Below are 6,960 nucleotides of genomic sequence, written 5' to 3' on the forward strand. Positions count from 1 at the left end.
CTGTTGACGATAACGTTTGTTCAAAACCCGCCCTGATTAAGTGTGTAGAGACGGGTTGAGGGAATGTATTGGCGCTGTTGACGATAACGTTTGTTCAAAACCCGCCCTGATTAAGTGTGTAGGGGCGTAGCAGGCTACGTCTGAGTTTTGAGTTTTAATAAGGACAGGTGCTTTGAGGAAGAAAATCGGTGCAATGTCCTAAATGTAGTAAAGTAACGCTCTTAGACGGCTATTTAGAGCATCAGCTTGCCGTGAAGTATTGCCAAGAGTGTAAAGGCATCTGGATTCCTGCCAAAGAGTATGAAGCATGGCAGGCACGTCAACCGTCTGATCAGAAAATGCCTGATATTCCCCCTGAATCGCTAAATGTGGATTTTGTCAAGTCTCCCTTCGATACCAAAGCCGCATTATGTCCAGAGTGCCAGCGCTATCTCTCTCGCGCTAAAGTTAATCTCAAGACGCCCTTTTATGTGGAACGGTGTTCTCACTGTCGCGGGATTTGGTGCGATTACGGGGAGTGGGACATTCTAGAAAGGTTGGGACTCCATACCATAATTGAGCAACTCTTTACCAACGAATGGCAGACTAAGGCACGAGAACAGCAACTTTGGCAAAAAGAACGCCAAGCCACGACGGAAAAATTAGGGAGTGAGTTAGGGGCGCAGGTGATTGAGTTGGGGGAACGGTTAGCAGCACATCCAAATGGCGATTTTGGTGTGGCTTACCTGATGCGGCGCGTCGGCGGAAACTGGCAACAGCATAAACAGAGATAGACTAGGGGGATGTCTAATGATCGATGCTATTCTTAAACAAAAGGTTTTATATTAAGATATATTAAGCAATGTAAAGCAATAATCATGCCCAGCGTTTCTACTCCTCAAACCCATCGCGTCGTTGTCATTGGTGCAGGAATTGGGGGGCTAACGGCTGGCGCACTTCTTGCCCGTCGAGGTTACTCGGTGTTAGTCCTCGACCAAGCCTTTGTCCCTGGCGGATGTGCCTCCACGTTCAAGCGTCGCGGCTTTACCTTTGATGTAGGTGCAACCCAAGTGGCAGGTTTAGAACTAGGTGGCATTCATCAGCGAATTTTCGAGGAGTTAGAAATTGACTTACCTACCGCGACTCCCTGTGACCCCGGTTGTGCGGTATTTCTCCCTGGCGAAACTGAACCGATTAACGTTTGGCGCGACCCAGAAAAATGGGCAAAAGAACGGCAACGGCAATTTCCGGGGAGTGAACCCTTCTGGCAACTGATGACCACTCTATTCAATGCCAGTTGGAGATTTCAATCCCATGATCCCGTATTACCCCCACGAAACCTCTGGGATTTGTGGCAATTAATCTCAGCGGTGCGTCCAGATACCCTGATTACGCTACCGTTTACATTGATGACGGTGGGAGATGCGTTGCGCGGCTATCGACTCTATGACAATCAGCGTTTGAGGACATTTCTGGATTTACAACTGAAGCTGTATTCCCAAGTGGATGCCGATGAAACCGCTTTATTGTATGCTGCAACTGCCCTCGGCGTTTCCCAAGAACCTCAAGGATTGTTTCACCTGAAGGGGAGTATGCAGGTATTGAGCGATCGCCTGGTCGCCGCCTTGGAGAAATGGGGTGGTAAACTGCTGATGCGTCATACTGTGGAACAGATTCAGGTTTCCAGGGGCAAGGTTACAAGCGTAACGGTAAGAAATCAGAAAACAGGACAAGTTTGGACACAAGCAACCGATGAAGTGGTGGCAAATGTGACTGCACAAAACCTGGTTAAGTTATTGGGAAACCAAGCACCTAAGGGTTATCAGCGTCGCGTCGATAAATTACCACCAGGATCAGGTGCTTTTGTGATTTATCTGGGTGTTGACCAAACGTCCATTCCTGCGGGTTGTCCACCTCACCTGCAATTTCTCTACGATTACGACGGTGAGATTGGCGAAAATAACTCTTTATTTGTCTCGGTTAGTCAACCCGGTGATGGTCGCGCCCCAGAGGGAAAAGCCACGATTATTGCCTCCTCGTTTACCGATACCCGACTGTGGTGGCAAGGTTCTCAGGAGGATTATGACCAGTTAAAACAAGATTATACCCAAGACGCGATCGCACGGCTAGGTCAGTATTTTGATTTAACTCCAGCAACCATTATCCACCAAGAAACAGCAACACCTCGTACCTTTGCCTATTACACCGGACGCCATCAAGGAATCGTCGGCGGAATTGGTCAGCGAGTGCCGACATTCGGTCCCTTTGGCTTTGCTACTCGCACCCCCATTAATCATGTATGGTTGGTGGGGGATTCTACCCATCCTGGTGAAGGGACGGCTGGAGTCAGCTACTCAGCATTTACGGCTGTACGGCAAATTCAGGTAATCTAAAGAAAGAGTTTTATTGGTAGACTGCAATGGGATTAAACCTGTTGGCAATAGAATAAAGACCATAACCTTTGTAGGTTTTGTGTATACATAGTTGTTTGGATTAGGGAAAACTGCCGTGGATGGGGGGAATCAGCAACGAATCTTAGGTTATTTCATCGAAGAGGCGAAAGAACACCTTGATACCCTCGAACAAGGGTTATTGAATGTGCAGGAAAGCGCCCAAGACCCAGAGATGGTCAATGAGATGTTTCGTGCGGCTCATTCGGTCAAAGGGGGGGCGGCAATGCTAGGCTTTAGCAGTCTACAAAAAGTTGCCCACCGCTTAGAGGATTGTTTGAAGATTCTCAAAGAACATCCCGTTAAGCTTGATCGCCATGTCGAGAGTTTATTCTTACAAGGCTACGACACTCTCAAAGACCTGATCGAACAACTTCAAGGACCCTTTGGTCTCCGGGATGATGAAGCCGATAAAATGGTGCAAGCTGCCGAACCGACGTTCAAGGAATTGCAGACGTACCTGGAACGGTTGATTAGTGGTGGTGAACCAGCAAGCGCTGCGCCGACAAAATCAGCAAAGGGTGGAGCGAAAGCGACGGGTCAAGCACCTGAGAACTTTTCTGCTCAGGTGACAGGTATCCTCAAGCAAATGTTGCAACTATTCAAACAATCAGACACACCCGCCAATCGTCAAAAACTGCAAGAGAATTGTCATAAGCTAGCGAAACTCGCCCAAACGGTTGAACCCTGGCAAGTCTTGGTGAAAAATGCTTCAGATGCGATCGCGAATTCGCAAAATTCGTTCCACTCTCTCGCACCTGTCATTATTAAAGAACTCAAACAATCTAGTGATCAAGTCAAACAAGGCAAAGAGAGTGCTGTCAAGGCAAGTCCAACGTTACAGAAGTTGGCAAAAGCTACCCCCAGCAAAGGCGGTGGTAAACAGATTACGATTACTGTAGAACCCAAAGCGGCGGCTAAAGCGATAGTCAAAGCCTTTGATAAACGGCAACTCTCTCAACTGACCAAATTGTTGGTTCAAGCCACTCGTGCTTCTTCGTAGGTGATATCAAATCTGGAAAATAAGGAACGGAAGCGAAACATCGGGCGAGATTCTTCACTCCGCGATCGCTCCGTTCAGCATGACAATTCGTTCAGCATGACAATTATTTGCTTAAGATGGGGGCAGAGGGACTTGAACCCTCACGACCTTTTACGGTCAACGGATTTTCATTCTCACTGTAGCTTTCGCTACTGCCTTCACTAGCATCTGAGAATTGGACTCTCCCTTTACCCTCGGCTTCACGTTAGGGTAGCTCCCGTCGAGTCTCTGCACCTTCCAATAAGTTTTGAGTTTTGAGGTTTGAATGAATTTGTTTTAACTCATAACTCAGCACTCAACACTCTCTTATCGGCTTGGCTCAGGATTGCCTTATCTGTTTTCAGATTTCAGACGTAGGTTTCCCTGAATTTGAGAGCATCCACTTGACAGATTTCTCTATCAAGGCTCAATTTACTTAAGTCCGTAGCGTCTACCATTCCGCCACGCCCCCTTTTTGGTTGTGCTTCGGTATTGAAGTTTACATCAAAACCTCCGCATTTGTCTATTTGAACATTAAATGGGGCAGATTGGCAACTAGAAAATTTGAGGAACCGGGACAAGGTAAGATAGTAAGGGCGATAGAGGAGGCTGAGGGTAGTCTAACTTCGGGCTATTCAACTCTTGATTCTCCGATCGCCTATATTTGAGAGACCTGTTGCCGCTATAAGACAGACCATCATGATTGTTGCATTACTCTATCTAGCTTTAGGTGGACTCTACCTCGTCGTCGTTCCTTTGCTCACGTACTTTTACCTAAAACAGCGCTGGTATGTAGCTAGCTCCTTTGAGCGTAGCTTCATGTACTTCCTCGTCTTCTTCTTCTTCCCTGGATTGTTACTGTTCAGCCCGTTCCTGAACTTCCGCCCCAAGAAACGTCAGCTCCAAGCTTAATCTACAAATGCGACGAATTGATGCGATCGGAATTGCCATCGGCGTGTTTGCGACTGGTGGTATTATGTATATCCTCTTGCAGGTTGCTGGTTTGGACGAGATGAAAGCCGGGATTTGGAGTCAAGCACTCTTAGTCGGCGGTTTACTCGGCTGGGTACTCACATATCTGTTCCGAGTGGGGTCTCACAAGATGACCTATAACCAGCAACTGAAAGAGTACGAGGATGCTGTCTTGCAAAAGCGCCTCGAAGAGATGACCCCAGAAGAACTTGCTCAGTTACAAGCTGAATTGGAACAAGAGTCTGAATAAATCAACCCGTGATTAATTGGAAATCCCTGTTCCCTGTTCCCTGTTCCCTGTTCCCTAACCGATGACCAAAATTTCCCAGTGCTTCGAGACTCTACGCCAACGATCTGAATGTGCCTTTATTCCCTTTATCACAGCAGGTGACCCGGATTTAGTCACCACGGCTCAAGCGTTGCGAGTCCTTGACAAATCAGGGGCGGATATGATAGAGCTAGGTGTGCCGTATTCCGATCCCTTGGCGGATGGTCCGACGATTCAAGCGGCGGCGACACGAGCCTTGAAACGGGGGATACGATTGGATGATGTCCTCGCGATCGCGCAGGAAGTAACCCCCGATCTAAACGCGCCCATTATTCTATTTACTTATTACAACCCCATTCTCAACCGGGGAATTGAAGTCTTTTTAAAACAAATTGCCGCCGCAGGGATAGCGGGGTTAGTCGTGCCGGATTTACCCTTAGAGGAAGCGGAATCGCTGATTCAGCCTGCAACTGAAATTGGCATCGAAGTGGTTTTATTAGTCGCACCCACCAGTCGGAAAGCTAGAATTGACGCGATCGCGAAAAAATCCCAGGGCTTTATTTACCTCGTCAGCGTCACAGGCGTAACCGGAATGAGAAGCCAAGTTGCATCCAGTGTCCCCGATTTACTCGAGGAAATGCGGGCGGTAACAGACAAACCCATTGGAGTCGGTTTCGGTATCTCCCAACCCGAACAAGCGCGACAGGTGAAACAGTGGGGCGCAGATGCGGTAATTGTGGGGAGTGCTTTCGTGAAGCGTTTAGCTGAAGGAACCCCGACTGAAGGATTAAAAGCGATTGAGGAGTTTTGTCAATCTCTCAAGTCAGCGATTAAGTAGGTGGACACAATCTAAACTTAAAGGTGGTGATCGTCATTTGTCATTTGTCCTTGGTCATTTGTAATCGAACAGCGATTAACCATTAAGTACCTGGATATAAATTCTGTACCCTGTACTAAGAATGTTAAGGATTCTCCAACCCTTACTATTGCCTATTGCCTTTCCCCACCACAAAACTCCCTAAAGCAATCCCTACGTATGGTTAACCTTCCCACTCAAACTGACCCCCCCCTTTCACCTCGGCAAACCTTACCCACGATGTATGATTTACCGAGTGACAACCCGGAGGAACCTGGATTGCCAGACGAGTTTCATTTTTTACAACCCTTATTGTTATTTCTCACCTTTCAACCCGCTAACTGGAATCCGGAGTTGGTATTTTCGGCTTGTGATTTGAATCTTTACTACGATGTGAACCATCCTCAGTGGTACAAACGCCCGGATTGGTTTGGCGTAGTGGGAACACCTCGGTTGTATGAAGGGCGGGATTTACGCTTAAGTTATGTGGTGTGGCAAGAAGTAATCAATCCTTATGTAGTGGTGGAATTATTGTCTCCCGGTACACAAGAGGAAGATTTGGGTCAAACGGTGCAAACCCCAGGAAATCCACCGACAAAGTGGCAGGTTTATGAGCAGATTTTGCGGATTCCGTATTCAATTGTGTTTAGTCGCTATACCAATGAAATGCAGGCGTTTCAGTTAGTCGGGGGTCATTATGAACCAGCAAGCCGAGTTGATAATCGTGTAGTGATGCCGGAGTTGGGGTTAAGTTTAGGGTTATGGCAGGGAAGTTTTCGGGGAATTAACCGTCTGTGGTTACGGTGGATGACTCTTGAGGGAGAGTTGATTTTAACGCCGGAAGAAGAGGCTATCGAGGCGCAAGAACAGGCTGTTGAGGCACAAGAACAAGCAATAGCGGAACGAGAACGGGCTATCGAGGCACAAGAACAGGCTATCGAGGCACAAGAACAGGCAGTTGCGGAACGAGAAAGGGCTGTTGAGGCACAAGAACAAGCAATAGCAGAACGAGAACGGGCTATTGAGGCGCAAGAACAGGCAGTTGCGGAACGGGAACGGGCAGAACGATTAGCAGCACGATTGCGGGAGTTGGGGGTTGAACCTGATGATGTGGAGTAAGTGCGAAATGATGAATGACGATCTCAACCGTTAACTTTAATGAAAGTCTGACTACTTATTATGGTTAACCTTCCCACTCAAACTAACCCGCCCCTTTCACCTCGGCAAACCTTACCCACGATGTATGATTTACCGAGTGACAACCCGGAGGAATCTGGATTGCCAGACGAGTTTCATTTTTTACAACCCCTACTATTATTTCTTACCTTTCAACCGGCTAACTGGAATCCAGAGTTGGTGTTTTCGGCTTGTGATTTGAATCTTTATTATGATGTGAACCATCCTCAGTGGTACA

General features: G+C 47.5%; 7 protein-coding genes and 1 pseudogene. All 8 read left to right on the forward strand.

Annotation, left to right across the window (positions count from 1 at the left end; translation table 11 throughout):
* Positions 1-188 precede the first annotated feature (188 nt).
* Positions 189-773: a TFIIB-type zinc ribbon-containing protein gene (locus RIB93_RS21350; protein WP_446375386.1), complete on the forward strand. Its 585-nt coding sequence runs from the start codon at positions 189-191 to the stop codon at positions 771-773.
* Between the two features lie 84 nt (positions 774-857).
* Positions 858-2,372, forward strand: a complete 1,515-nt coding sequence (gene crtD / locus RIB93_RS21355; RefSeq protein ID WP_446375388.1) for a C-3',4' desaturase CrtD — start codon at positions 858-860, stop codon at positions 2,370-2,372.
* 115 nt (positions 2,373-2,487) lie between these two features.
* The gene (locus tag RIB93_RS21360) at positions 2,488-3,432 is read left to right on the forward strand and encodes an Hpt domain-containing protein (protein ID WP_446375396.1); all 945 of its coding nucleotides are present in this window, start codon (positions 2,488-2,490) and stop codon (positions 3,430-3,432) included.
* A gap of 714 nt (positions 3,433-4,146) precedes the next feature.
* Positions 4,147-4,362 (forward strand): NAD(P)H-quinone oxidoreductase subunit L, encoded by a 216-nt coding sequence (gene ndhL / locus RIB93_RS21365; protein ID WP_446375398.1) that lies wholly within the window; start codon positions 4,147-4,149, stop codon positions 4,360-4,362.
* A gap of 7 nt (positions 4,363-4,369) precedes the next feature.
* Complete coding sequence (locus tag RIB93_RS21370) at positions 4,370-4,672, forward strand: DUF3007 family protein (protein WP_446375390.1); 303 nt, start codon at positions 4,370-4,372, stop codon at positions 4,670-4,672.
* 61 nt (positions 4,673-4,733) lie between these two features.
* Entirely contained in the window at positions 4,734-5,528 is a 795-nt protein-coding gene (trpA, locus tag RIB93_RS21375; RefSeq protein WP_446375392.1) for a tryptophan synthase subunit alpha, read from the forward strand.
* Between the two features lie 198 nt (positions 5,529-5,726).
* Positions 5,727-6,665, forward strand: a complete 939-nt coding sequence (locus tag RIB93_RS21380; RefSeq protein ID WP_446375394.1) for a Uma2 family endonuclease — start codon at positions 5,727-5,729, stop codon at positions 6,663-6,665.
* A gap of 60 nt (positions 6,666-6,725) precedes the next feature.
* Positions 6,726-6,960: pseudogene (locus RIB93_RS21385) on the forward strand (Uma2 family endonuclease); the annotation flags it as partial.

Origin of the sequence: Coleofasciculus sp. D1-CHI-01 (genome assembly GCF_040218875.1) — a bacterium.
Classification (GTDB): domain Bacteria; phylum Cyanobacteriota; class Cyanobacteriia; order Cyanobacteriales; family Coleofasciculaceae; genus Coleofasciculus.

Excerpts from the sequence above, each read along its gene's own strand:
- trpA (WP_446375392.1), top strand. The coding sequence starts at position 4,734 with ATGACCAAAATTTCCCAGTGCTTCGAGACTCTACGCCAACGATCTGAA.
- RIB93_RS21370 (WP_446375390.1), top strand. The coding sequence starts at position 4,370 with ATGCGACGAATTGATGCGATCGGAATTGCCATCGGCGTGTTTGCGACT.
- crtD (WP_446375388.1), top strand. The coding sequence starts at position 858 with ATGCCCAGCGTTTCTACTCCTCAAACCCATCGCGTCGTTGTCATTGGT.
- RIB93_RS21380 (WP_446375394.1), top strand. The coding sequence starts at position 5,727 with ATGGTTAACCTTCCCACTCAAACTGACCCCCCCCTTTCACCTCGGCAA.